The sequence below is a fragment of the Streptomyces sp. WMMC500 genome (assembly GCF_027497195.1).
Classification (GTDB): domain Bacteria; phylum Actinomycetota; class Actinomycetes; order Streptomycetales; family Streptomycetaceae; genus Streptomyces.
In genome coordinates, this window is the sequence record NZ_CP114905.1 from 3424409 (window position 1) to 3448086 (window position 23678).

Annotated in this window: 24 protein-coding genes, 2 pseudogenes and 1 riboswitch; of the genes and pseudogenes, 16 read left to right on the top strand and 10 right to left on the bottom strand. The window is 72.1% G+C overall.

All coding sequences use genetic code 11. From position 1 onward, the window contains the following. Window positions 1-26 precede the first annotated feature (26 nt). The 3 genes from O7599_RS14270 to O7599_RS14280 form a co-directional block, all read right to left on the bottom strand. Window positions 27-233 (bottom strand): type II toxin-antitoxin system RelE/ParE family toxin, encoded by a 207-nt coding sequence (locus O7599_RS14270; protein ID WP_281622537.1) that lies wholly within the window; start codon window positions 231-233, stop codon window positions 27-29. Between the two features lie 40 nt (window positions 234-273). Continuing rightward, window positions 274-432 (bottom strand): winged helix-turn-helix transcriptional regulator, encoded by a 159-nt coding sequence (locus O7599_RS14275; RefSeq protein ID WP_281622538.1) that lies wholly within the window; start codon window positions 430-432, stop codon window positions 274-276. Between the two features lie 115 nt (window positions 433-547). Continuing rightward, a complete protein-coding gene (locus O7599_RS14280; protein WP_281622539.1) occupies window positions 548-952 on the bottom strand; it encodes a hypothetical protein in 405 nt (134 codons plus the stop codon). A 640-nt stretch (window positions 953-1592) separates the two neighbouring features. Here O7599_RS14280 and O7599_RS14285 point away from each other — a divergent pair. The 5 genes from O7599_RS14285 (at window position 1593) to O7599_RS14305 (ending at window position 4484) form a co-directional block, all read left to right on the top strand. Beyond that, the gene (locus tag O7599_RS14285) at window positions 1593-1853 is read left to right on the top strand and encodes a hypothetical protein (protein WP_281622540.1); all 261 of its coding nucleotides are present in this window, start codon (window positions 1593-1595) and stop codon (window positions 1851-1853) included. Beyond that, the gene (locus O7599_RS14290; RefSeq protein ID WP_281622541.1) at window positions 1825-2352 is read left to right on the top strand and encodes a DUF6879 family protein; all 528 of its coding nucleotides are present in this window, start codon (window positions 1825-1827) and stop codon (window positions 2350-2352) included. The genes O7599_RS14285 and O7599_RS14290 overlap by 29 nt, the downstream gene beginning before the upstream one ends. Before the next feature lie 27 nt (window positions 2353-2379). Continuing rightward, window positions 2380-3231 (top strand): helix-turn-helix transcriptional regulator, encoded by an 852-nt coding sequence (locus tag O7599_RS14295; RefSeq protein ID WP_281622542.1) that lies wholly within the window; start codon window positions 2380-2382, stop codon window positions 3229-3231. A 61-nt stretch (window positions 3232-3292) separates the two neighbouring features. Then, window positions 3293-3808: a DUF6879 family protein gene (locus O7599_RS14300; protein ID WP_281622543.1), complete on the top strand. Its 516-nt coding sequence runs from the start codon at window positions 3293-3295 to the stop codon at window positions 3806-3808. A 52-nt stretch (window positions 3809-3860) separates the two neighbouring features. Continuing rightward, entirely contained in the window at window positions 3861-4484 is a 624-nt protein-coding gene (locus O7599_RS14305; RefSeq protein WP_281622544.1) for a DUF5753 domain-containing protein, read from the top strand. 28 nt (window positions 4485-4512) lie between these two features. Here the strand turns inward: O7599_RS14305 and rocD are convergent, their stop codons facing one another. Continuing rightward, window positions 4513-5718, bottom strand: coding sequence for an ornithine--oxo-acid transaminase (gene rocD, locus O7599_RS14310; RefSeq protein WP_281622545.1), 1206 nt, complete (start codon window positions 5716-5718; stop codon window positions 4513-4515). A gap of 137 nt (window positions 5719-5855) precedes the next feature. Continuing rightward, window positions 5856-5946, top strand: a riboswitch (ZMP/ZTP riboswitch). 33 nt (window positions 5947-5979) lie between these two features. Here rocD and glyA point away from each other — a divergent pair. Continuing rightward, window positions 5980-7254 (top strand): serine hydroxymethyltransferase, encoded by a 1275-nt coding sequence (gene glyA, locus O7599_RS14315; RefSeq protein ID WP_281622546.1) that lies wholly within the window; start codon window positions 5980-5982, stop codon window positions 7252-7254. A gap of 118 nt (window positions 7255-7372) precedes the next feature. Here the strand turns inward: glyA and O7599_RS14320 are convergent, their stop codons facing one another. The 3 genes from O7599_RS14320 to O7599_RS14330 form a co-directional block, all read right to left on the bottom strand. Then, the gene (locus O7599_RS14320; protein ID WP_281622547.1) at window positions 7373-8170 is read right to left on the bottom strand and encodes a hypothetical protein; all 798 of its coding nucleotides are present in this window, start codon (window positions 8168-8170) and stop codon (window positions 7373-7375) included. 183 nt (window positions 8171-8353) lie between these two features. Further along, window positions 8354-9220 carry a hypothetical protein gene (locus tag O7599_RS14325; protein ID WP_281623381.1) on the bottom strand — a complete coding sequence of 289 codons (867 nt, stop codon included), beginning with the start codon at window positions 9218-9220 and terminating at the stop codon, window positions 8354-8356. Beyond that, window positions 9210-9932, bottom strand: coding sequence for a sigma-70 family RNA polymerase sigma factor (locus O7599_RS14330; protein WP_281622548.1), 723 nt, complete (start codon window positions 9930-9932; stop codon window positions 9210-9212). The genes O7599_RS14325 and O7599_RS14330 overlap by 11 nt, the downstream gene beginning before the upstream one ends. Before the next feature lie 64 nt (window positions 9933-9996). On the opposite strand from O7599_RS14330, the gene trpS reads away from it, so the two are divergent. The 3 genes and pseudogenes from trpS to O7599_RS14345 form a co-directional block, all read left to right on the top strand. Further along, window positions 9997-11016 carry a tryptophan--tRNA ligase gene (gene trpS, locus O7599_RS14335; protein WP_281622549.1) on the top strand — a complete coding sequence of 340 codons (1020 nt, stop codon included), beginning with the start codon at window positions 9997-9999 and terminating at the stop codon, window positions 11014-11016. Between the two features lie 21 nt (window positions 11017-11037). Then, a complete protein-coding gene (locus O7599_RS14340) occupies window positions 11038-11619 on the top strand; it encodes a 2'-5' RNA ligase family protein (RefSeq protein ID WP_281622550.1) in 582 nt (193 codons plus the stop codon). Window positions 11620-11877: 258 nt separating this feature from the next. Further along, window positions 11878-12534, top strand: a pseudogene (locus O7599_RS14345) (YihY/virulence factor BrkB family protein); the annotation flags it as partial. Here the strand turns inward: O7599_RS14345 and O7599_RS14350 are convergent. Next, complete coding sequence (locus tag O7599_RS14350) at window positions 12451-13833, bottom strand: D-alanyl-D-alanine carboxypeptidase (protein WP_281623382.1); 1383 nt, start codon at window positions 13831-13833, stop codon at window positions 12451-12453. The pseudogene O7599_RS14345 and the gene O7599_RS14350 overlap by 84 nt on opposite strands. A 322-nt stretch (window positions 13834-14155) precedes the next feature. Here O7599_RS14350 and O7599_RS14355 point away from each other — a divergent pair, with 322 nt between their 5' ends. Further along, complete coding sequence (locus O7599_RS14355; protein ID WP_281622551.1) at window positions 14156-14911, top strand: class I SAM-dependent methyltransferase; 756 nt, start codon at window positions 14156-14158, stop codon at window positions 14909-14911. Here the strand turns inward: O7599_RS14355 and O7599_RS14360 are convergent. Continuing rightward, window positions 14880-15437 (bottom strand): GNAT family N-acetyltransferase, encoded by a 558-nt coding sequence (locus O7599_RS14360; RefSeq protein WP_281622552.1) that lies wholly within the window; start codon window positions 15435-15437, stop codon window positions 14880-14882. The two genes, O7599_RS14355 and O7599_RS14360, sit on opposite strands and share 32 nt — an antisense overlap. A 105-nt stretch (window positions 15438-15542) precedes the next feature. Between O7599_RS14360 and O7599_RS14365 the strand changes: the two genes are divergently transcribed. From O7599_RS14365 to O7599_RS14390, 6 genes and pseudogenes are all read left to right on the top strand, one after another. Next, window positions 15543-16361 carry a hypothetical protein gene (locus O7599_RS14365; protein ID WP_281622553.1) on the top strand — a complete coding sequence of 273 codons (819 nt, stop codon included), beginning with the start codon at window positions 15543-15545 and terminating at the stop codon, window positions 16359-16361. A gap of 809 nt (window positions 16362-17170) precedes the next feature. Beyond that, window positions 17171-17560: a hypothetical protein gene (locus O7599_RS14370; protein ID WP_281622554.1), complete on the top strand. Its 390-nt coding sequence runs from the start codon at window positions 17171-17173 to the stop codon at window positions 17558-17560. A 316-nt stretch (window positions 17561-17876) separates the two neighbouring features. Further along, a complete protein-coding gene (locus tag O7599_RS14375) occupies window positions 17877-18602 on the top strand; it encodes a hypothetical protein (RefSeq protein ID WP_281622555.1) in 726 nt (241 codons plus the stop codon). 433 nt (window positions 18603-19035) lie between these two features. Then, window positions 19036-19983 (top strand): hypothetical protein, encoded by a 948-nt coding sequence (locus O7599_RS14380; RefSeq protein WP_281622556.1) that lies wholly within the window; start codon window positions 19036-19038, stop codon window positions 19981-19983. Window positions 19984-20176: 193 nt separating this feature from the next. Continuing rightward, window positions 20177-20407: pseudogene (locus O7599_RS36895) on the top strand (hypothetical protein); the annotation flags it as partial. A gap of 171 nt (window positions 20408-20578) precedes the next feature. Next, entirely contained in the window at window positions 20579-22120 is a 1542-nt protein-coding gene (locus tag O7599_RS14390; protein WP_281623383.1) for a metallophosphoesterase, read from the top strand. Between the two features lie 24 nt (window positions 22121-22144). Here the strand turns inward: O7599_RS14390 and O7599_RS14395 are convergent, their stop codons facing one another. Continuing rightward, window positions 22145-23659 carry a PLP-dependent aminotransferase family protein gene (locus tag O7599_RS14395; RefSeq protein WP_281622558.1) on the bottom strand — a complete coding sequence of 505 codons (1515 nt, stop codon included), beginning with the start codon at window positions 23657-23659 and terminating at the stop codon, window positions 22145-22147. Between the last annotated feature and the right edge of the window lie 19 nt (window positions 23660-23678).

Here is a 23678-nt window from a genome sequence, read left to right on the forward strand (position 1 = left end):
CACCCAACCGCTCTCCCGCGCAGCCCTTAGAAGGACGTGCGCCCGATGTGCGTGACCAGGATGCGGATGACCTGGTCGTCGACCAGGTACAGCACCCGGTAAGAGCCCACGCGCAGGCGCCGGTACACGTTGCCGCAGGGCGTGGAGTGGGCGGGCCGGGGATCGACGGCGAGGGCGTCGACGGCTTCGTACAGAGCGGCTAAGCCGTGCGGATCCTCCTTGAGGAACCGCACGGCTGCGTTCGTGGCCTCGGGCTCCCAACGATCCGGTAGGTCACTGCCGGGCGGCGGCGATGGCCGGCCGGTTCCGGTTGGCCCACGCCGCCAGGGCCTCCAGTGGTTCACGGATCTCGTCGATCAGGGGAGGGGTGGCGTACTCCACCCGCGGCGGTGCGTCGGGGTGGACGGTCCGCGTGATCAGCCCGACCGCCACGGGGGCTGGGTCGGCACTTCCGACGTGCTGCTCGGGGTTCTGCCCTTCCTGGCCGCCGACACGTGGTGACCGGTGCTGGAATCCGGCCTGGGCGAACGGTGAACGGTGAGCGCGGTCAGCCGGTCGGGCAGCGGTACTCCGGGCGGAAACGGTGCGGGGAGCAGCCGATGAGGCAGACGGAGAGGGAACGCCCCCCGGCCAGCCACCACCCACCGGCGACGTCCTCACCGCCCGCGACCGCCCGCACCGCGCCCGCGACCCGCGCGGGCACGCACTGGCGGTCGTACGGAAGCAGCGCGCCGGCGTGAGCCCGTACGCGCCCGCCCCACCAGGCGGCGGCCTCGTCGGGGTCGCGCCAGGTGCCCTCCACGAAGGAGGCGGGCTTCAGGAGCCAGTGGGCGAGTTCCAGCGGCGGTACGCGGCACGCGGCGAACTCGCCGTGCGCGGGACGCCGCGGCCCGTCCTTGCCCAACTCGCGCCCGCTGCCGAGCCAGGTGTAGCCGTGGTGGTGGTCGCTCACGGGGATACCTCGTCGCTGTACGGGGGGTGAGGGGCGGCCCGGCCGCCCCTCACCCGACGTGCCTCACTGACGGCCGCAGCCGTCTCCGTCACCGCAGCCGCCGGCGGACTTGCCGTCGTCGTCTTCCGGGTCTGCCTTGACCTGGTCCAGCAGGTGCCGCATGGTGCCCCCTGTCGGGTGCGCGGCACGAGGCGTCTCCTCGTACCGTCATGCCCGCAGAACCCCGTTGCCCCGGGGTTCTGGCCCGCCCTGAGCCGCCCGCCGTCCAAGCCCGGCGGCCGGGGCGGGAGCCATTCCTCTCCGGCTCGGCCCCCGCGCCCCGCGACACAGCGGGCAGCCGCAGGGCGGCCACTCGGAGGTGAGCAGCGGAGCGCAGTCCCCCGCGAAGTACCGCCGTATCGGGCCCCAGGTGCGGCCTCCGGTGCGCGAGACCCGAAGGGTCAGCAGCGCTCGGGCGGGTGGGGTGGGTGCGCCGGGTTGGGGCTCCATGACATGGACGCTAGACAGCCGCTCAGGCACCTGGCCAGCAATGTGCAGATTTCTGCGAACTGCATGTCAGACCCAAAAGAGTGACTTGACTACCTACTTGCAGGGCAGGAACCTGATGCACAGAACTGCACGAGAACTACAGGAGGCACTCATGCCATTAGTCTTCGTCGGCATCGACCCCAACACGGGCGACAAGAACAGCCCCACCGTGTGGGTCGACACCGACGCCCAGGAACTCGTCCTCCAGGGGTGGAAGCCCGGACCGGGACTCGAGGCGCAGTGTGCCGCGACCACGGTCCCCGGACACGCGCACGGAATCCCGGACAGCGAGGCTGTCGTGCGCATCCCTGCCCGCATGATCGACAAGGTCAAGGAGGCATGCGATGTCCTCGGACACGCCGGCGTTCGATGAGCTGATGGCTGGTGCCACGCAGTCGGCCGTGCACTTGGAGATGCGGGACGTCTACGGGATCGACCAGGAGAAGGAGTCGTTCGCCGCCTGGAAGAACGGCTTCCGCTACGACCCGGCGGATCGGGGCTCGTGGTGGCGGCCGTGGCTCGACCTGATCGCCGAAACGGTCGGCCGAGGCGTCGTCGTACGCCGGGCCCGCATCGTCAGCGAACCGGTCACCGACTACATCCGGTACGAGCACTCGGGCACCTTCACCAACGTCGCCGCCGGGGAGCAGGTCCGCTGGCTGCCGCGTCGGCAGGCGTCGGATCTGACCTTGCCGGGCAACGACTTCTGGCTCTTCGACGGCCGCCTGGTGCACTGGAACCACTTCACCGGGGACGGAGGATCCGGCGGCCACGAGTTGAGCGACGACCCGGCCGCTGCGAAACTGTGCGCCACGGCGTTCGAAGCCGTGTGGCAGCGGGCCATCCCGCATGACGAGTACGAGATCCGCTGACATAGAAAGCACCGGACAGGCCAGACATTGCCCATCTCCCCGTCCTCCTCCGCCCAGGCCGCTCGCGAAGCGGTCGCCAAGCGACTGCGCGACCTGCGCAAGGGGGCGGGGCTGACGGTGGTCGAGCTGGCCTCCCGCTGCCACTGGCATCACGCCAAGACCTCCCGCATCGAGAACGCGCACACCGCGCCGTCCGCGAAGGACATAAGAGCCTGGTGCCGCGCCTGCGGGGTCGAAGACGAGGCCGAGGATCTGATCGCGCGATCGCTCCACGCAGAGTCGATGTACAGCGAGTGGCGGCACCAGGTACGAGGAGGGCTCAAGGCCCTGCAGGATGACTTGGTCCAGTTCTTCCACGAAACCCGCCTGTTCCGCGTCTACTCCTCGACGCTGGTGCCCGGGCTGCTGCAGACGGAGGGTTACGCGGCGGCGCTGCTGTCCGGGATCGCGGACTTCCGGCAGATCCCGAACGACGCCGCCGAGGCGGCGGCCGCCCGCGTACGGCGTTCGCAGGTGATTCACGAAGCAGGAAAAAGGTTCACTCTGCTCATAGAAGAAGGCGTACTCCGCCACCAGATCGGAGACACCGGCGCCATGGCCGGTCAACTGGGCTACCTGCTGACCGCCGGCGCGCTGCCGGCCGTATCGCTGGGCGTGATCCCGGCAGCGACCCGCGCCCGCTCCATGCACCCCCGGGAGACCTTCCACGTCTACGACGACACGCTGGTATCCGTGGAGCTGGTGTCAGCGGAGATCAACGTCGTGCAGCCATCCGAAATCGCCCTCTACCTCAAGGCGTTCAACCAACTCCAGCAACTCGCCGTCTACGGCGCCGAGGCGCGGGCTCTGATCCTCAAGGCCATCGAAGCCCTCGACTGACCCCGCCGGACGACGCAGCCGAGACTCGCCCCCCACACGCAGATACACCGGGAGGACACCCATGCGAACGTTCGATGAATTACTCGACAGCGCTCAGCAGTCGGCAGTGCACCTTGAGATGCGCGACGTCTACGCCGTCGACTACGAGAGCCCTCACTTCACGCAATGGCGCGAGTCCGGCACGCGGACTCTCGATCCGCCGCCCGACTACTTCCGCGACTGGGTGCAGTTGATCCGTCGCACCGTCGCGCGCGGGGTGACGGTGCGCCGCGCGCGGGTTGTGTCCGAGCCGGTCACCGAGTACATCCGGTACGAGCACGCGGGCACGCCGATCAACATCGCCGCCGGTGAGCAGGTCCGCTGGCTGCCGCGTCGCCGGGCCTCGGATCTGGCCCTGCCAGGCAACGACTTCTGGCTTATCGACGGGCAGGTGATCCGCTGGAACCACTTCACCGGCGACGGCGGCTTGGCCGATCCAGAAATGAGCGACGACCCCGCCGCTGCCAAACTCTGTGCCACGGCCTTCGAAGCCGTCTGGCAGCGGGCCATCCCGCACGACACATACGAGATCCGCTGACGTAAAAGACATCGGACAGACCGCAGGGGTCGAAGGCGAGTCGGAGGATCTGATGGAAAAATCACTGCCCACCGAGACGACGTACAGCGAGTGGCGGCACCGGCAGCGCGGCGGCCTCAAGGCGATGCAAGAAGACCTGGTGCAGTTCTTCCACGACACGCGCCTGTTCCGCATCTACTCCTCGACGCTGGTGCCCGGCCTGGTCCAGACGGAGGGGTACGCGGCGGCGCTGCTCTCCGGCATCGCGGAGTTCCATGGGATCCCGAACGACGGCCCCGAAGCGGCAGCCGCCCGCGTGCGGCGTTCGCAGGTGATTCACCAGCCGGGCCACGAGGTCATCCTGCTCGTCGAAGAGGGCGTGCTCCGCCACCAGATCGGAGACACCCGGGCCATGGCCGGTCAACTGGAGTACCTGCTGACCGCAGGTGCGCTTCCGGCCTTATCCCTGGGCGTGATCCCGTTTTCCACCCAGGCCCGCCCGATGTCCCCGAGTGAAACCTTCCATGTCTACGACGACACGCTGGTGTCCGTGGAGTTGGTAGCGGCCAAAGTGAAAATCGCCCAGCCCGCCGAAATCGCCCTCTACCTCAGAACGTTCCAGCAGCTCCAGCAACTCGCCGTCTACGGCGCCGAGGCGCGGGCTCTCATCCACAAGGCCATCGAGGCCCTCGACTGAGCCCGCGCCCCGCCTCCGACGCGGCGGGTCAGCCGGCCAGGGTTTCGCGGAGTTGGTTCAGGCCCCAGTCGAGGTCTTCCTTCGTGATCACCAGCGGCGGCGCGATGCGGATCGTCGAGCCGTGGGTGTCCTTGACCAGGACGCCGCGCGCCATCAGCTTCTGCGAGATCTCCCGCCCCGTGCCGTGTGCCGGGTCGATGTCCACGCCCGCCCACAGGCCCCGGCCGCGGACCTCGCGGACCGCGCCCGTGCCCGTCAGGAGGCCCAGTTCGCGGTGCAGGTGGTCGCCGAGTTCCGTGGCGCGCTGCTGGTACTCGCCCGTGCGCAGCATCGCGATGACCTCCAGGCCCACCGCGCACGCCAGCGGGTTGCCGCCGAAGGTGGAGCCGTGTTCGCCGGGGTGGAAGACGCCCAGCACGTCGCGGCTCGCGACGACCGCCGAGACCGGGACCACGCCGCCGCCCAGCGCCTTGCCGAGGATGTAGACGTCCGGCACCACGTCCTCGTGCTCGCACGCGAACGTGCGGCCCGTGCGGCCCAGGCCCGACTGGATCTCGTCGGCCATGAACAGCACGTTCCGGGCCGCCGTCAGCTCCCGTACCCCCGCCAGGTAGCCCGGCGGCGGCACCAGCACGCCCGCCTCGCCCTGGATCGGCTCCAGCAGCACGGCGACCGTGTCCTCGTCGACGGCCGCGTCCAGGGCGGCGAGGTCGCCGTACGGGACGATGGCGAAGCCGGGGGTGTACGGGCCGTAGTCGGCGCGGGCCTCGGGGTCGGTGGAGAAGCTGACGATGGTGGTCGTACGGCCGTGGAAGTTGTTCTCGGCCACGACGATCTTCGCGCGCCCCTCGGGCACGCCCTTGACGCGGTAGCCCCACTTCCGGGCCGTCTTCACGGCGGTCTCGACGGCCTCCGCGCCCGTGTTCATGGGCAGCACCATGTCCTTGCCGCACAGCTCGGCGAGCTGCGTGCAGAACTCCGCGAAGCGGTCGTGGTGGAACGCGCGCGAGGTGAGCGTCACGCGGTCGAGCTGGGCGCGGGCCGCGTCAAGGAGGCGGGGGTTGCCGTGGCCGAAGTTGAGGGCGGAGTAGCCGGCCAGCATGTCCAGGTAGCGGTTGCCCTCGACGTCGGTCATCCACGCGCCCTCGGCGGAGGCGACGACCACGGGCAGGGGGTGGTAGTTGTGCGCGCTGTGGGCATCGGCCGCGGCGATGGCTGCGTCGGTTCGCGTCACGGGATCTCCGTTCCGTTGCGCCGTGAAGGGCGGTGCGGGTGGGGCAGGGGTGGTGCCCCTGTGTCCATCTTCGCTCGATCTTCGCTCGATCGATGGTCGAAGGATCCATCACGGGCGGGCGTGCCCGCTAGGGTGGAAAAACGTGCGGCGACTGGCGAACGTGGAACGAACCACGGGGAAGCCGCGCGCCGCAGCAGCCGAGTGGTGCCGCCCGCCTGGGTGCCCCGGGTCCGACGCTGACTCGCCCCGGAGGGACACGCCATGACTCCCGCCCACCCCGCCCTTGCGCAGACCGATCCCGAGCTGGCGGCCCTCGTCGCCGCCGAGGAGCAGCTCCAGGCCGACACGCTGCGGCTCATCCCCAGCGAGAACTACGTCTCCGCCGCCGTGCTCGAAGCCACCGGCACCGTGCTGACCAACAAGTACAGCGAGGGCTACCCCGGCAAGCGCTACTACGAGGGCCAGCAGAACATCGACCCCATCGAGACCCTCGCCGCGGACCGGGCGAACGCCCTCTTCGGCACCGAGCACGCCAACGTGCAGCCCTACTCCGGCTCCCCCGCGAACCTCGCCGCCTACCTGGCCTTCGCCGAGCCCGGCGACACCGTCATGGGCATGTCCCTGCCGCACGGCGGGCACCTCACCCACGGGTGGAGCGTCTCGGTGACCGGCAAGTGGTTCCGCGGCGTGCAGTACACGGTGCGGCGCGAGGACGGGCGCATCGACTTCGACGAGGTACGGGACCTCGCGCGCGCCGAACGCCCGAAGATCATCCTGTGCGGCGGCACCGCCATCCCGCGGACCATCGACTTCGCGGCCTTCGGCGAGATCGCCCGCGAGGTCGGCGCGGTGCTGGTCGCGGACGTGGCGCACATCGCCGGGCTGATCGCCGGCGGCGCGCACCCCTCGCCCGTACCGCACGCGGACGTCATCACGACGACCACGCACAAGACGCTCCGCGGGCCGCGCGGGGCGATGATCCTCACCCGCGCCGAACACGCCCGCGCGATCGACCGCGCCGTCTTCCCCGGCCTCCAGGGCGGGCCGCACAACCACACCACGGCGGCCATCGCGGTCGCGCTGCACGAGGCGGCGCAGCCGTCGTTCCGGGAGTACGCGGCGGCGGTGGTCGCCAACGCGAAGGCGCTGGCCGAGCAGCTCGCGTTGCGCGGCTTCGAGCTGGTCTCGGGCGGCACGGACAACCACCTGATCCTCATCGATCTCACGGGCAAGGAGGTGCCGGGGAAGGTGGCCGCGAAGGCGCTGGACCGGGCGGGCCTGGTGGTCAACTACAACACCGTCCCGTACGACCCGCGCAAGCCGTTCGACCCGTCCGGCATCCGCCTGGGGACGCCCTCGCTGACGTCGCGGGGGCTGGGGACGGGCGAGATGGCGCAGGTGGCGGAGTGGATCGACCGGGGGGTCGCGGCGGCGCGGGCCGGCGGGGCGGAGGAGGACGTGGCGCTGAAGGAGATCAGGGGCGAGGTGGCGGAGCTGATGGGCGAGTACCCGGCTCCGGGGCTGCCGGTGGGCTGAGGGCTGGGCGGATGGGCTGACGCGGAGCGGGGGCCGCGCGCGCTCGGCGGGCTCTCGCGCTCGGGGTCTTCTGCCCGCGGGGTCTCCTGCGCGTGGCGGGCTCGTGCGACCGGGGGGCTCAGTCGTCCAGATCCAGGAGTACGCCGCGGTCGTCGGCCGGCCGGGCCGGTGACGGCCGGCGGGCGCGGTACAGGCGGGGTGCGGCCGCGGCCAGGAGGGCGCCGGTCGCCAGGCCGGGCAGGGTCCACCACCAGTTCGTGCCGGGGCCGGGATCCGGGGCCGCGGTCGCCTGGCGGCGGGCGGCCGGGTCCGCGTCCGCCGCGGCGGGCTCGGACCCGGCCGGCCCCGCGTCCGAGCCCGAGCCGTCGGCGGCGGCCGGTGCCGGGTCGGGTTCCACTCCCCCGGCCTCGGTGGCGGCGCCCCCCGCGAACTGCGGCGGCATGTACCACCCGCGCTGCGCCTCCGGCCGCTCCGCGACCCCGAGCCGGTCGAGCAGCGCGCCCAGCCGCCCCGGGTGCTCCACCCGCCGCCAGGTCTGCGCCGTCCCCCTCTCCTCAGGGGTCCCCCTGCTCACCACCGCGCCGCCCCGCGCGTCCGGGTAGAGGGTGTCGACGCGCCACACGTCCACGTCGTGGCGCAGCCACGTCACCGTGATCTGCCGCGCGTCTGCGCCACCGAGTTCGGCTTCGGTGAGCAGCGGGTCGATTTGTGCGCCGGCCTCCCCGATGGCCTTGTCGAGCGCGGCGTAGCGAGGGTCGGTGGCGTACAGGCCGGCGGCGTCGCCGCTGCCGCCGTTGACGAGAAGGGCGCTCGTCGGGCCGCCCGCGGCGGCGGGAGTGGCGAGGCCCGCGGCGAGCGCGAGCGCGGCGGCGGTCGCGGCGGCCGGGGCGGTGAGCCGGCAGGTGAGTCTGCGCATATGTCGCTCCGTTGTCCGGTCGGTGTCCGGCCGATGCCGGCGGCCATACGAACCGGGCCCCGCTCCCCGTACGGAACCGGGCTCCGCCCTCCGTACACCGCGCGGGTCTCCCGGGTTCCGCGCGGGCCGATCAGGGGGCGGAACCGGCTTCGAGTCGCAGGGTCGGTGCCCCCGGGGCCCTACTCACGACGCCGAGTCCGCGAGGCGCAGGGCGTCCCGCTTCGCGGGGACGCCTTCCAGGCGCAGGGTCAGTCCCTCCGGGCCCTGCCACAGCAGGGTGGGCCCCGCGGTGCGGACCGGGTGGGTGTACGTGCCGCCGCCCGGTCCGCGGAGGAGCAGTTCCAGGCGGTGGGGCTCGGGGAACCACAGGGCGGTGCCGGTGGCGACCTCCTCCCACTCCGGCGGTACGGCGGACGTCTTGCCCACGAGCGGGTCGAGGGTCCCCCGGAACGCGTCCAGCCGCACGGCTCCGCCACCGCCCGGCCCGTCGCCCGAACCGCCCCCCGCCGACCAGCACAGCGACACCATTCGTCCGTCCGCCGAGACGCCCGCCGCGTCCGGCGGGCCCCACTCGCGCGGCACCGGCGGCCGGAAGCCCGCGCGGCGGGCGGCGGCGTCGGGGCTCAGCGCGCCGCAGCCCGGGACGGCGCCGGGGGGCGCGGCGCCGGGCGGGGCCCCGGCGCCCGGCGGCGTCGCCGACGGCGTGACCCGTACCGCGACGCCGCCGAAGTCGAAGAGCGACGCCACCCCCGCCCGTACGGGGGGCGCGAGCGCGAGCCCGACCAGCACCGCCGCGAACGCCGCGAGCAGCACCCGGAGCCGCCGCCGCACCCAGCGCCGTAGCCGCACCCGCCGCCCCGCAACGGGCACGGGCTCCCCGGCGACGCGCGCCATCACCCCCGCGACGACGCGCTCCACCTCGACCCCCACTCCGGACCCGCCGGCCACCCCCGCCGGACCACCCGCCTCACCACCGGCCCCGGTCCGCGAGCGCCCCGGCGCCCCCAGTGCCCGCAGCTCCTCCTCCAGCCCCTCCCGCTCACGCCCCACCAAGACCACCTCCTTCCCGCTCCCGGCCCGGCTCCCGGCCCCGTTCCCTGTCCCGCTCCCGCTCCCGCTCCCGCTCCCGACCCCGGTCCCCCTCCCCCAGCAGCCGCGCCAGTTCCCGCAGCGCCCTGCTCAGCCGCGACTTCACCGTCCCCCGCGGCACCCCTAGCGCCGCCGCCGTCTCCGCCTCGTCCAGATCCAGCAGGTACCGGTGGATCACCACCTCCCGGTGCCGCTCCCGCAGCGCACGCAGCGCCGTCAGCAACTCCTCCCGCCGCTCCGCCGCGAGCGCGAGCCCCACCGGGTCCTCCCCCGCGCCCCCACCGGCCCCGCCCACCCCCGTACCCCCGAAGCCGCCGTCCGCCGTCCCGCCCGCCCACGCCCCCGCGCGCTCGTCCGCCGCCCGGCGCCGGGCCGCCGCGCGCACTGTGTTCTTGGTCTCATTGGCGACGATCCGCAGCAGCCACGGCCGGAAGGCCGCCCCGTCCCGGAAACCGCCGAGTGCCCGGTATGCCTTGATGAAGGCGTTCTGCACCACGTCCTCGGCCTCCGCACCCGCTCCCAGCAGCAGCGCGAGCCGGTGCGCGGTCTGCGCGTGCGCGCGCACCAGTTCCGCGTACGCCTCGGTCTCCCCGTTCCGTACGCGCGCGACCAGTCGCGCCTCACCCGCACCGTTCCCGCTGATCGCCGCCCCTTCCCCCCGCCACCCGCCCACGGCCCCCGCTCACTCCCTACACCGCCGGGCCGAAACGCGTTCCGCACCTGAGAGAATGAGCCCCATGGCAGCCCCGACCCGTCGCCCCCGCGTGCTCTCCGGCATCCAGCCCACCGCCGGCTCGTTCCACCTCGGCAACTACCTCGGTGCCGTCCGCCAGTGGGTGGCCCTGCAGGACACGCACGACGCCTTCTACATGGTGGTGGACCTGCACGCGATCACGGTCCCCCAGGACCCGCGGGAGCTGCGCGCCAGCACGCGCCTGGCCGCCGCGCAGCTCCTCGCCGCCGGTCTCGACCCGGAGCGGTGCACGCTGTTCGTGCAGAGCCAGGTGCCCGAGCACGCGCAGCTCGGGTGGGTCATGAACTGCCTCACGGGGTTCGGCGAGGCGTCGCGCATGACGCAGTTCAAGGACAAGGCCGCCAAGCAGGGCACGGCCAACACCACCGTCGGCCTCTTCACGTACCCGATCCTGCAGATCGCCGACATCCTGCTCTACCAGGCCGACGCCGTCCCCGTGGGCGAGGACCAGCGCCAGCACATCGAGCTCACCCGCGACCTCGCCGAGCGCTTCAACGCCCGCTTCGGCCGGATGTTCACCGTCCCCGCCCCGTACATCCTCAAGGAGACGGCGCGGATCTACGACCTCCAGGACCCGACCGTGAAGATGAGCAAGTCCGCGTCCTCGCTCAAGGGCCTGCTCAACCTCCTCGACGAGCCGAAGGCCTCCGCGAAGAAGATCAAGAGCGCGGTGACGGACACGGGCACCGAGATCCGCTACGACCCGGAGGCCAAGCCCGGCGTCAGCAACCTCCTCACCATCTACTCGACGCTCACCGGGGCCACGGTCGACGAACTGGAGCAGAAATACACCGGCAAGGGCTACGGTGCGCTCAAGACCGACCTCGCCGAGGTGGTGACCGAGTGGGTGACGCCGTTCCGCTCCCGCACGCAGGAGTACCTGGACGACCCGGAGACGCTGGACTCGCTGCTGGCCAAGGGCGCGGAGAAGGCGCGTGCGGTCGCGGCGGAGACACTGGCCGAGGCATATGACAAGGTGGGCTTCCTGCCCGCCAAGCACTGAGGGCCCGTGAAGGAGACGCTTGTGGGGACCGTGACGGTCGGTGTATCGATCGCCGTCCCGGAGCCGTACGGCAGCTTGCTGCAGCAGCGCCGGATCGGCTTCGGGGACACCGCGGCCCACGGCATCCCCACGCACATCACGCTGCTGCCGCCGACGGCGGCCGACGCCGGGGAGCTGCCGCGCATCGAGCGGCACCTGGCGCAGATCGCCGACTGCGGGGTGCCCTTCCCGATGCGGCTGAGCGGTACGGACACGTTCCGGCCGCTGACGCCGGTGGTCTTCGTGCAGGTGATGGAGGGGGCGGCGGCCTGCTCCTGGCTGCAGAAGATGGTCCGGGACGCCTCCGGACCGCTGGCCAGGGACCTGCAGTTCCCGTACCACCCGCATGTGACGATCGCCCACGACATAGACGAGGCGGCGATGGACCGGGCCGCGGCGGAGCTGGCGGACTTCGAGGCGGCGTGGTCGGTGGGCGGGTTCTCGCTGTACGAGCAGGACGCGGACGGCGTGTGGCGGCTGCAGCGGGAGTTCCGCTTCGGCGGTGACTCGGCGCTGGAGGTGCCGGCACAGACGCGCTCCGAGCCGGCGCCGTCACCGGGCTGACGCGGCTCGCCCCCCGCGTGGCGCGTCCCCTGCCCCACGTACCCCGCAGATAACCTGGCGTTTCCCGGGCATACGCCGGTGCGTACGGCCGTCGCCCACCGGGTGGCGGCTCGGGGGACGCGACGGCGGGAGTGCGACGTGGAGTGGCTGACCAGGTTGCCGGTCGTCGGCCCGTACGTCGCCCGGCTGCTGCACACCCGCCCGTACCGGGCCTTCGAGTACGTCCAGGCCCGGCACTGGAGCCGGCTCGCCGGGGCCGTGACGTTCAGCAGCTTCGTCGCCCTCTTCCCCCTGATCACCACCGCCGCCGCGGTCTCCGCGGCGGTGCTCAGCGACAGCCGGCGCAAGGACTTCGAGCGGTGGATCAGGGAGCAGGTGCCCGGCATCTCCGACCGGCTCGACCTCGGCGGCCTCTTCGCGAACGCCGCCACGGTGGGGCTGATCTCGCTCGCCCTGCTGCTGGTCACCGGCATCAACTGGATCAGCACCCTGCGCGACGCCCTGCGCGCCGTGTGGGACCGGGCGGACACCACCGAGAACGTGTTCCTCGGCAAGGGCAAGGACGCCCTGATCCTGCTCGGCCTCGGCGGCACGGTGGTCGTCTCGCTGACCGTCTCGGTCACGGCCGCGACCGCGGCCGACGCCGTGCTCGGCCGGCTCGGTGTCACGGAGGGCGGCTGGGGCAGCGCGCTGCTGGAGACGGCCGCGTTCGCCGCGGCCGTGACCGCGGGGTTCCTGCTGCTCGTCTACGTGCTGACCCGGCTGCCCGGCGTCCATCCGCCGCGGCGGCGGGTGCTGGAGGCCGCGCTCGCCGGTGCCGTGGGTTTCGAGCTACTCAAGCTTCTTCTCAGCGGCTACTTCAGCGGAGTCGCCGGCAAGAGTGTCTACGGCGCCTTCGGCGTCCCCGTCGCGCTCATCATCTGGATCAACTTCATGGCCCGCCTCCTGCTCTATTGCGCCGCCTGGACGGCCACGCCCGACGAGGTCGGGAAGCGGCCAGCGGCGGTGGATGACGTAGGCGACGATCGCGAGCAGCGCGACTGAGCCGATCGTGATGGCGAGCGCCGTACCGACGCCGCCCTCCGGCTCGTCGTCCGCGGCGGCGGCGGGCGTGGCGTCGTCAGCGCCGGAGTCCTTGCCGGAGTCCTCGCCGGCGCCGTCGTTCTTGCCCGCGCCGCTGCCCGCCGCGGCCGCGTCCTCCTCCTCGCGCACGCCCTCCGGCGGGACCAGCTCGCCGACCGGCTGCACCGCGGGCGCGGCCCTGAAGCCCCAGTCCAGGAGCTTGCCGGCCTCCTTGTAGACGGCGTTGGACTCGTCCTCGTCGGGGTGCATGACGGTGACGAGCAGCACCCGGCCGTCGCGCTCGGCGACGCCGGTGAAGGTGGCGCCGGCGTTGGTGGTGTTGCCGTTCTTGATGCCGGCGATGCCCTTGTAGACGTCCAGGCCGACGTCGCCGGTCAGCAGCCGGTTGGTGTTCTGGATCTCGAAGTACTCGCGCTTGCCCTTCTTCCCGGTCTTCCCGCCGGGGAACTTCGCGCGGGGGGTGGCGGCGTACGCGCGGAAGTCGGGGTTCTGCATGCCGGCGCGGGCGAAGAGCGTGAGGTCGTACGCGCTGGAGGTCTGCCCCTTCTCGTCGTACCCGTCGGGGCTGACCACGTGGGTGTCCTCGGCGCCGAGCTCGCGCGCCCGGTCGTTCATGGCCTGCACCGTGGCGTCGACGCCGCCGTTCATCGCCGACAGCACGTGCACGGCGTCGTTGCCGGACCGGAGGAAGACCCCGAGCCACAGCTCGCGGACGGTGTAGGTGAGGTTCTCCTTGATACCGACGAGGCTGCTGCCCTCGCCCATGCCCTCCAGCTCCTCGGCGGCGACCTTGTGCTTCTCCTCCTTGTTGAACAGGGGCAGCAGGGTCTCCGCGAAGAGCATCTTCAGCGTGCTGGCCGGGGCGAGCTTCCAGTGCGCGTTGTGCGCGGCGAGCACCGCGCCGCTCTCGGCGTCGGCGACGACCCAGGACCGGCCGGTGAGCTTCTGCGGCAGCTCGGGGGCGCCGGTGCCCAGGTCGACGTGGGTGCCGGGCTGGCCGAGGAGGGTGCCCCCGATGTTCGACATCTGGTCGGGCGGCCGCGGCTTGCCGTCCTGGGCCGCGGCGGGCGCGACGCCCCCGAGCGACAGGAGCGTGGCGGCGGCGGCGAGCGCGGCGCCGCGGATAGTCACATGAGATGTCGGCACGTCGCGAACCTACCTGGAGTCGCCGTCGATGTGGACACCGAGGTGCGCTAGTTGGCCGAGGAGCGCCCCCGGAAGAGTCCGGCGCAGCACGAGGCCCCGGCCCGCACCTCCCGCCGGCCGGTGAGGCCGCGGAAGGCGGCAGGTCATCGCCGCAGAGCCGGTCTGGTGCATCCCCCACCTCGCATCCCCGTCACGGACGCCACGCCCCCCGGCCAGCCCGCGACAGCCCCAGGCTACTCCGCGAGGGCCCCCCGCCGGACCGCCGGTGGGCGGGGCCCCGCAACCGTCCCGCGACTAGGCTGCGGCGATGGAACGGATACCCGAGGGCCCGGAGCGGGTGAACGACTACGACGCCTTCGCCGAGGCGTACGCCGCGGAGAACGAGAACAGCCTCGTCAACGCCTACTACGAACGGCCCGCCATGCTGAACCTCGCGGGCGACGTCGCCGGCCGGCGGATACTCGACGCCGGCTGCGGCTCGGGGCCCCTGTCCGCGGCGCTGCGCGACCGCGGGGCGGTCGTCACCGGAATCGATGCCAGCGCCGGGATGCTGGCGCTGGCCGCGCGGCGGCTCGGGGACGGCGCGGACCTGCACCTGGCCGACCTGCGCGACCGCCTGCCGTTCGCCGACGGGGCGTTCGACGACGTGGTCGCGTCGCTGGTCCTGCACTACCTGGAGGACTGGGGGCCGACGCTGGCCGAGATACGTCGCGTGCTCAGGCCCGGCGGCCGGCTGATCGCCTCGGTGGACCACCCCTTCATGGCGTACACGATCCGGGAGCCGCGGCCCGACTACTTCGCGACCACCAGTTACTCCTTCGACTGGTCCTTCGGCGGGCAGACCGCCCCGATGACGTTCTGGCGCAAGCCCCTGCACGCGATGACCGACGCCTTCACCGCGGCCGGATTCCGCCTCTCCGTCCTCAGCGAGCCGCAACCCGACCCGGCCGCCCGTGAGCTGTTCCCCGAGGGCTTCGACGACCTGGCGACCAAGACGTGCTTCCTGTTCTTCGTGGTCGAGGCGCTACCCGCTAGCGGGTCTGTTCCCAGCGGGTCCGGGTGAGGGCGTACTCCACCTCGCCGTGCTCGGAGCCGTCGATCGCCTCGGGCCAGTCGCCGGTGAAGTGCCGGACGAACTCCAGCCCCGCCTTCTCCATGACGCGCCGGGAGCCGGTGTTCACGGCCATCGTGTTGGCCGTGACCCGCTCGACCCCCAGGTCCGTGAAGCCCTTGTGGATCAGTGCCCGGGCGCCCTCGGTGGCGTAACCGCGACCCCAGGCGGCCCGGTTCAGCCGGTAGCCGAGTTCGACCACGGCGGGGCCGTCCGCCGCCAGCGGGCGGAACTCGAACCAGCCCAGGAACGTGCCGGTGCTCTTCTCCTCGGCGGCCCAGTAACCGCGGGTCCCCCACGGGTAGTCGTGCAGGAGCCGCGGCAGGACCCGCGTCTCGACCGCCTCGCGGTCGGTGGGACGGCCGCCGTTGATGAAGCGCATGACCTCGGGATCGCCGTCCAGGGCGATCAGGTCGTCGGCGTCCGCCGCCGTGAACGGGCGCAGGACGAGGCGGTCGGTCTCCAGGAAGCTGCCCATGCCGCGATCCTGGTCCGGGCGGCGGGGCCCCGCCACCGGTTTTCCCCGCGCGACGGGGGCGTGGCCACCTCGCACGGTTCGTGTCGCCGAGGGAGCGTCGGTGCCATGATGGACGGTCAGGAAGGGGGAGTGGTGAGTGGCGGGACTGTACGGATACGCCGGGAGCGCCGAGGGTTCTGGGCCGCTCTTGACGCCTTCACGGTGTGGATCGACGACGTTCGGGTGGACCGGCTGCACTTCGGCGGGGAAGTCATCGCCCCGGTGTCACCCGGCGCCCATCGCGTGCAGGTGCGCTGGGCGTCGGCGTGGGCCGGATATTTCGGCGCGAGAGAGAGCGAGACCGTTGACTTCCTGGTAGAGCCGGGTCAGGTTATCCGCTTCGACTGCGGAAGCACCACGGGTGCTTTCCACTCCGCAATCCAGTTACGCCGCCTCTCACCTCAGCCCCTACCAGCGCCCCCACCCCCGTCCCCCCAGGTCTTCGGGATGACGGAGACGACGCGCAGGGAGGAACGTCTCGGCGAGGATCCTCCGCTGTTGATCGACAACAGCGACAGCTCCTCGCCCCTCACCCGCACCTTCAAGGCCAGCCGGGAGTGGACCCAAACCCTCACCTGGGACGAGAGCCGCAGCAAAACCTTGGGCATCGAGATGGACTGGAACCTCTGGATCGTGGTGAAGGCGGCCATCGAAGCCCACCTGGAGCGACACTTCTCGATCGAAATCGGCAGCAGGCACCTTTTCGAGGAGGAATTCAGCGTCACGGTCAAAGAACGCACCGCCATGCGGATCGTGCTGCGCTGGAAGCGCATCTGGCAGTGCACGGAGACCCACGTCCTTCTTCCGGACAGATCGGTATATAGAGTGCCGTTTCGGTTCGTGGTGAACGAGACCTTCGACCAGAGAAGCGAGGACGACGGCTGACCTCCCGCGAGACACATCGCCGTCCACGGAGAGCGGATAGCTACGGCCGGGCACACAACTGGCCTGCGACACCGTACAGTTGGGCCTACGGCCGGGGCCGGTACCCCGTCTCCCCCATCTACCGGTCCCGGCCGTCGCTTGCGGCCACGAGACCGAGGTGGCGACGGCACCCGGGGGGCCCGGGGCGGGTCACAGAGCCTGGACGCGCTCGGCTTCCCGGCCGACCCGCTCAACCGGATCCGCCCCGCTCCTCGACGGCCACCGTCCGGCGCCTGCTCCAACGAGTTGACGGTGACGCACTGGACGCCGCCGTCAGCGCCTGCCTGAAGACCCGAGCCCAGCCACCCGAGCCCGGGTTGCGGGTGCTGGCGGTCGACGGCAAGGCCGTCCGCGGCTCCCGCACCGCCACCGAGACAGCCGTCCAGTTGCTGGCGACAGTTTGGTGATGTTCGACCCGTCCCGCTCGCCCAATTCACCAAGTCATGGCCGGGTACTCCAGAGCTTCATCATGACTACCCGTTCCGGGACTGCGCGGTGAGGATCCGCCCTGGAAGGGCTCAGGAAGCTCGTCGAAGAAGGCCGTCGAGACGGGACCCTGAGGATCGAAGGTGTGGCCCTCACCCTCGTGCACCCTGGGTTCGACGGCCTGCCAGTTCCTGGCGGATGTTCCTCGCATTCGTGAAGCACTGACCGTCCGATGCCGCCTCGTGGTCTCGGCGCCTGATCAGGTTTTATCAAGCTTTTGTCAAGATGCTTCCGGCAGGCTGCTGGGGGTGACATGTCACGCCGATGAGGGAGGAATTTTTTTGGTGAAAGCAGGAGTGAAGCGGGCCCTGGGGCGCGTTGCCGTGGGCCTGGTGACCGCGTCTGCCGCGGCGGGGGTCATGAGCGGGCCGGCGTCCGCGGATAGCTCGCCCTACATCGAATCGAAGAGCCACGACTGTGCCGCGAAGTGGGTTGCACCCACGAACGCGTTCTACATCGATGACCGTGACGTGGGCGACGGGAAGCATTGTACCGTCAAGCACTCGTTCTACTCCGACAAGAGCCCATATGTCATCCCGATCCCGCCCGACGGCGACGATTTCTGGGGTCACAGTACAAACAACTCTACCGAGAAGTGGGTCTACTTCAAAGTGTGCGACTGGGTCAATTCTGATATCGCCAACTGCACGGACTGGAAACGGTACGGAACCTGACGCACAAGACGCGGAACAGCACTTTGGCAGCACACATCTACTCCGGTAAGCCGCCGTTCTGAACGCGCTGTCGGATGATTTGGTGGTCGAGTTCGTGAACTCGGCCCAAGAAGACCGCTCAGTAGCGGGTGATCTGGCCGCACCCTCGGACGAGTTGTGACCCCACCTGGTTGATCACGAAATTGGTTCCAGCGAGTTCTGGCCCGACCGGGATCATCGGAGCAGGATGCGGGCTGCTCACGTCCGGCGTGCGCCGGGGCTCTTCTGAGGTCTCCGAGCCGGGTAGCTTGGTTATTCGCGACGAGGGGATCGGATCATGGCGGGGAGTTTCGAGGCCGTCACTGCTCGCGTACAGGCCGCTGCTGCGCGTACCTCGGCGGCCGGTTCGGCGCGGTTGTCGTATGGGTTGCATTTCGGTGCGCCAACACTCGAGGAGCGGGACCAGCTCGGCGAGGGCGTGGTCGATTTCGCGGCCCGCGTGGCGCAGGTGTCCCGGTTTTTCTTGCCCGGGCATGTCCGGGATGGCCTGCAGAACGTGCCAGAGGCGTTCACCAGACCGCACGAGATGCTCTACGACGGAGCGACCGAGTTGATGCGTTCGGGTGATTCCTGGCTCGCCTTCACCGACGGTGACCGGGACGGCTCACGCGGCCATCAGGATCCGCTCTGGCCACTGGATGCCCTGTTCGGTGCCAGTGATGACATCATCGAGGCCGGTACGGACACCATCCGTGATGCCGACACCACTCACTATCGGCTCACCGTCGATCTCGTGGCGGCGGACGAGCTCCTGCCCACGGGGATCGGAGTGCCGGAAGGGCCACTCCGTCGCTTGCGCGAGCTGCCGGCAGAGGTGTGGCTGGACGACGCGGGCCTGGCGCGCCGGATCGCGATCCAGAACGCCGTCGGCAATCGTCAGATCTGGACGTTCACCGAGTTCTGGGACTTCGGCGTCGCGGTGGCGATCACCTCTCCCGATCCCGACCAGATCACGACCGCAGACCCGGCCGATTTTCAGCGGATCTTCATGGGAGACAGCTAGCTTCAATCTTTCGTGACGGTCCGCGGGCGGGGTCGGCGGAAGGTTTCGCGTTCTGTGCCTGATTGCCGACAGGCTGATGGCCCGGCTGTCGCGTCGGCTGGGCGCCGCATTCCACGGTTCCGGGCGGGGTCATGCCGCTCGGGGGGACAGGCACGTGCTGGTCAGCCAGGACTCCCACCCGCGGGGTTCGCCGGTCAGGGCGAGCATGGGCATCCACGCCAGCAGGTCTAGATGATCAAGGGTGCGACTTAAGCGCTGCATCTGGCTGGCTGAGGGCTCGAATCGGCGGCTCCTCGTGCCCCAGCAGCTTTGTGTGCTCCCGTCGGCTGATTCTCACTCCTCCTGAGTGATGACACGGATGCGCCCGGCGGTTGACGCCGTGGGGGCAGTGGTGAATGAGAGTTGAACTCCGTTGCTTGAATTGGGAGTTCAAGTGGATCGATGGGATCGGGCTGGGCGGGTCGCGGGGTATGGGGCAGCGCTGGCGCTGACGCCCTACCTGCTGATCAAGGTGTCGTGGGTGGTCGGTTCGCTCTTGGGGCTGCTGCCGGTCGGGACCGGATTCGGCAAGGCGGAGTGGGTGGTGCTCAACAGCGCCACGATCGGTATGGCAGGGATCGGGATCGCGGTGGCGCTCGCGCTGGTGCGGCCGTGGGGGTTGCGCATACCGGCAGCGCCGTTGGCTTTCTGCGCTTGGGTTGGGACGGGGTTCCTCGTCCCGGTGCTGCCATACGCCGTTCTCAGTTCGCTGCTGGGCTCGGAGGATGGCAATCCGGAGAGCGGGAGTGACGCAGGCCCGTCGATGCCGGTCTGGGAGGCCGCGCTGGTTCAGATCGGGTTCGTAGGCATGGGGCTGGGTCTGGCCATCGCGTTGCCCACGTACTTGCGGCGGCGCTGGCCGGACGCGTTCGCAGGTCGGCTCGGCGACCGTGGGGAAGGCTCGCCAAGGGCGCTGCCATGGATGACGGTGGTCGGCGCCGCAGTCGGTCTCATCTGGCTGTACTGGGCGGTGGGCGGCGCCGCAGGGGTCGCCCACCGCGACGAGCGGGACCTCGCTTGGCATGTGCTGTCCGGCGTCTTCGGGCTCTGGGCCTTCGTGGCGTCCGCCGCCACCTGGGCTGCCGTCCGAGGCCGACCCGCACGAGTCCCCCGATGGGGCCCGATGGTGTTCGGCTGGCTCGGCTCGGGCTCGTTGTTCGCCTGGAGCGGCTGGAAGCTTCCGTTCACCCTGTACCTGGCGGTCGCGCAGCCGGCCGATGCGGCCATGCCGGAAAACCTCGCGCTCGCGGCGGTCCTGCACCTTGCAGCGGTGGGGACGGGCGCCGCGATGCTGCGAGCGCTCGTTCGTACGCGGCTGACCACCTGCCCTGCGGCATCCTGAGCCGCGTTCTTGGCCACGTTCCAGACACGTTCGCGGGCTATCGCCTGGTCCAGCCCGGCCTTAGGAATGATGAACCGGGGGGCGCAGTCCCACCTTGCGGGAGCCTTCGCACCTTGTTCGGGGGGTGTGTGACTCATGGGGACTCACAGAACCCCGGGCGCCGCCGCGGGCGGAGGGGTGCGAGGCTAGGCGCATGCACCTCTCGCGCCGCGCCTCGTGGTTTCTGCTCGCCTTCGGCGGGTGGTCCTGGTTCGTCTGGATCACGTTCGTCCGGAATCTGTGGAAGGACTCCAGCGGGCTGGCCTTCGAGGACGGCGACCCCACAGGGTACTTCTGGGTCCACCTCACGCTCGCCGTGGCGTCCTTCGCGCTGGGGACGACGATCGGGTGGCTCGGTCTGCGGGGCGTACGGGCCGCGCGGCGGGCCGGCGACGGTGGCGCGCCTGACGGCGGCGGCACGGCAGACGGCGACAGCGGCGGGGCCGCGGACGGCGACGGCGGCGGGGCGGCCGGCGCCGGCGGGGGTGTGCGGGGGGCCGCGGCCGGGGCTGGGAGGTAGGCCGTGGTGGTCGTGTTCGTGCTCATTGCGATCGGGATGCTGCTGCTCGTCGCCGGGGCGCACTGGTACGTGTGGCGGCGGCTGGTCCGCGACACCATGCGGCGCGGCGGCTGGCCGCGGCGGCTGGCGACGTCGGCGGTGGTGCTGCTGCCGCTGATGGCCGTCGCGACCCTGGCCTCGGAGCGGGCCGGGGCGCCGATGGTCGTGCAGCGGACGCTGGCGTGGCCCGGGCTGATGTGGCTGGCGCTGCTGCTGTATCTGCTGCTGGCGCTGGCGGTGGGCGAAGTGGTGCGGCCGGTGCTGCTGCGGGTGCTGGAGCGGCGGGCGCGGGGCCGGGAGCAGGGTGCCGCCGGTGGTGCGGGCGCAGCCGCGCCGGTGGCGGAGGCGGAGCGCGAGGCGGCCGTCGCCGCCCTCGCGCAGCAGGTGGCGGCGACGGAGGCGGCGGACGGCGAGCCGGTCGCGGGCGGTGGCGGTGCGGGGGCGACGGGCGCCACGGGGCCCCTGCGGCTGGAGCCGGTCACCGGGCTCGTGGACGCCGGCAGCACGGCGGGAGCGGGTAGTGCGGCGGGACCGGGCGGCGGGCGGGAGGCCGGTGGGGCAGCGGGCTCCGGCGGTTCCGGCGGCGTGGAGGGGGCTGGTGGTGTCGCGGACCGCGCCGCGTCGGACGACCGGCCCGGCGCCGTGGATTCCGCTGCCTCCGACGGGCTCTCCGGCCGCCCCGGCCCCCGGACCGCCGCCGACGTGTCGCGGCGGCTCTTCGTCGCCCGTACCGTCGCGATCGGCGCCACCGCCGTCGCCGCCGGGACCGTCGCGTACGGGGCGTACGGCGTGCTCGGCCGCGCGCCCAGGGTGAAGAACGTCACCGTCCCGCTGGCCAAGTTGCCCGCGTCCGCCGACGGCTACCGCATCGCCGTCGTCAGCGACATCCACCTGGGCCCCGTCCTCGGCCGCGGGCACACCCAGCGGATCGTCGACACCATCAACGCCCAGCGCCCCGACCTCGTCGCCATCGTCGGCGACCTCGTCGACGGCTCCGTCGACCACCTCGGCAACGCCGCGGAGCCGCTGGGGCAGTTGGAGGCACGCGACGGGTCGTACTTCGTCACCGGCAACCACGAGTACTTCGCCGGCGCCGACGGCGCCGCCGAGTGGCTCGACCACCTCCGCGAACTCGGCCTGCACCCGCTGGAGAACGCCCGCACCGAGCTGGCCGGCTTCGACCTCGCCGGCGTCAACGACGTCTCCGGCGAGGACGTCGGCCGGGCCCCGGACTTCGCGCGCGCACTCGGCGACCGCGACACCTCCCGCGCCTCGGTGCTCATGGCGCACCAGCCGGTCATGATCCACGACGCGGTGGACCACGGCGTCGACCTGCAGTTGTCCGGCCACACGCACGGCGGGCAAATGTGGCCCGCCACGTACGTCGCCCAGGCGGCGAACCCGACGCTGGCCGGTCTTGAGCGGTACGGGGACACGCAGTTGTACGTCACGCGCGGCGCGGGGGCATGGGGTCCGCCCGTACGCGTGGGGGCGCCCTCGGACATCACGCTGGTGCGGCTGGCGTCACCCCGGGCGTGAGGAGGGGAGCGCGCCCCGTAGGGCCTACGTCTCCGCCTCCAGCACCCGGCACAGCGCCCCCAGCGCTCCCGGGTACAGGTGGTCCGGCGGCGTCCCGTACCCCACCACCAGCGCCTCTCCCTGCGCCCCCGGCGCCTCCTCCGCCGGGGCCGGGGCCGTGAAGTCGCCGCCCTCCTCCCACGCCGCGCTGCCGTACTCGTACGCCCCCAGCCGGGCCACCGCCAGCCCCTCGCGCGCCGCCCGCGCCAGCACCCCGCGCTCGGTGCCCGGCGGGAGCCGTACGACGGCGTGCAGGCCCGCCGCTATCCCGGTCACCCGCGCCCGGGGCGCCCGCCGGGCCAGCTCGGCGACGAGGCGGTCGCGGCGGCGGCGGTAGCGCTGGCGGGCCGCGCGTACGTGGCGGTCGTAGCCGCCGGAGTCGAGGAACTCCGCGAGCGTGAGCTGGTCCACCACCCCCGGCGGCGTACGGCTCAGCGACTGCACCGCGTGCACCCCGCGCAGCAGCCGCTCCGGCAGCACCATCCAGCCCAGCCGCAGCGCGGGCGACAGGCTCTTGCTGACCGTGCCCAGGTGCACCACGTGCTCCGGGTCGAGGGACTGCAGCGCCCCCACCGGCTGCCGGTCGTAGCGGAACTCGCCGTCGTAGTCGTCGTCCAGCACCACCCCGCCCGTCGCCCGCGCCCAGTCGACGGCCGCCGCGCGCCGCTCCGGGGCGAGGGGGACGCCGGTGGGGAACTGGTGCGCCGGGGTGAGGAGCGCGGCGCCCGCGCCGGTCGCGGGCAGCGCGGCGGTGGCGATGCCCTCGTCGTCGTACGGCAGCGGCACCGTCCGCAGCCCGGCCTCGGTGAGGAGGCGGCGGTGCAGTCCGAGCCCGTACGGCTCGACCGCGACGCGCCGTGCGCCCTCGGCCCTCAGCACCTCCGCCAGCAGCCCCAGCCCGCCGGTGAACCCGGCGCAGACCGCGATCCGCTCCGGCTCCGCGTACACCCCGCGCACCCGCGCCAGATACCCGGCCAGCGCACGCCGCAGCTCCACCCGCCCGCCCGGCCCCTGGTGCCCGAACGCCGCCGAGGGCGCCGCCGTCAGCGCCCGCCGCGCGGCGGCGGCCCACGCGGCCCGGGGGAAGCGGGCCACGTCGGGGGCGCCGGGCAGGAGGTTGTACGTCGCCTGCCGGTCGAGCGCGTGCGGCGGCGGCTCGTTCGCCCGGGCCCGGGCCCGCGCCCCGGCCCTGGCCCGGCGGGGCTCGCTGCGGGCCGCGACGCGGGTGCCGGAGCCCTGCCGGGCGGTGAGCCAGCCCTCGGCGACCAGCTCGGCGTACGCGTCGGCGACCGTGTTGCGCGCCACACCCAGGTCGGCGGCGAGCGCCCGGGACGACGGCAGCCGGGTGCCGGGCGCGAGCCGGCCGGTGCGTACCGCGTCGCGCAGCGACCTGATCAGCGCGGCGCCGGCGCCGCGGGTGCCGGCGCGCACCTCGACGTGCAGGTCGAGGGAGCGGTGGAAGTCCCGGAGCTGCGGTGAAGTGGCCCATGAATCCGCCATGGAAGTGGACCATACCTCT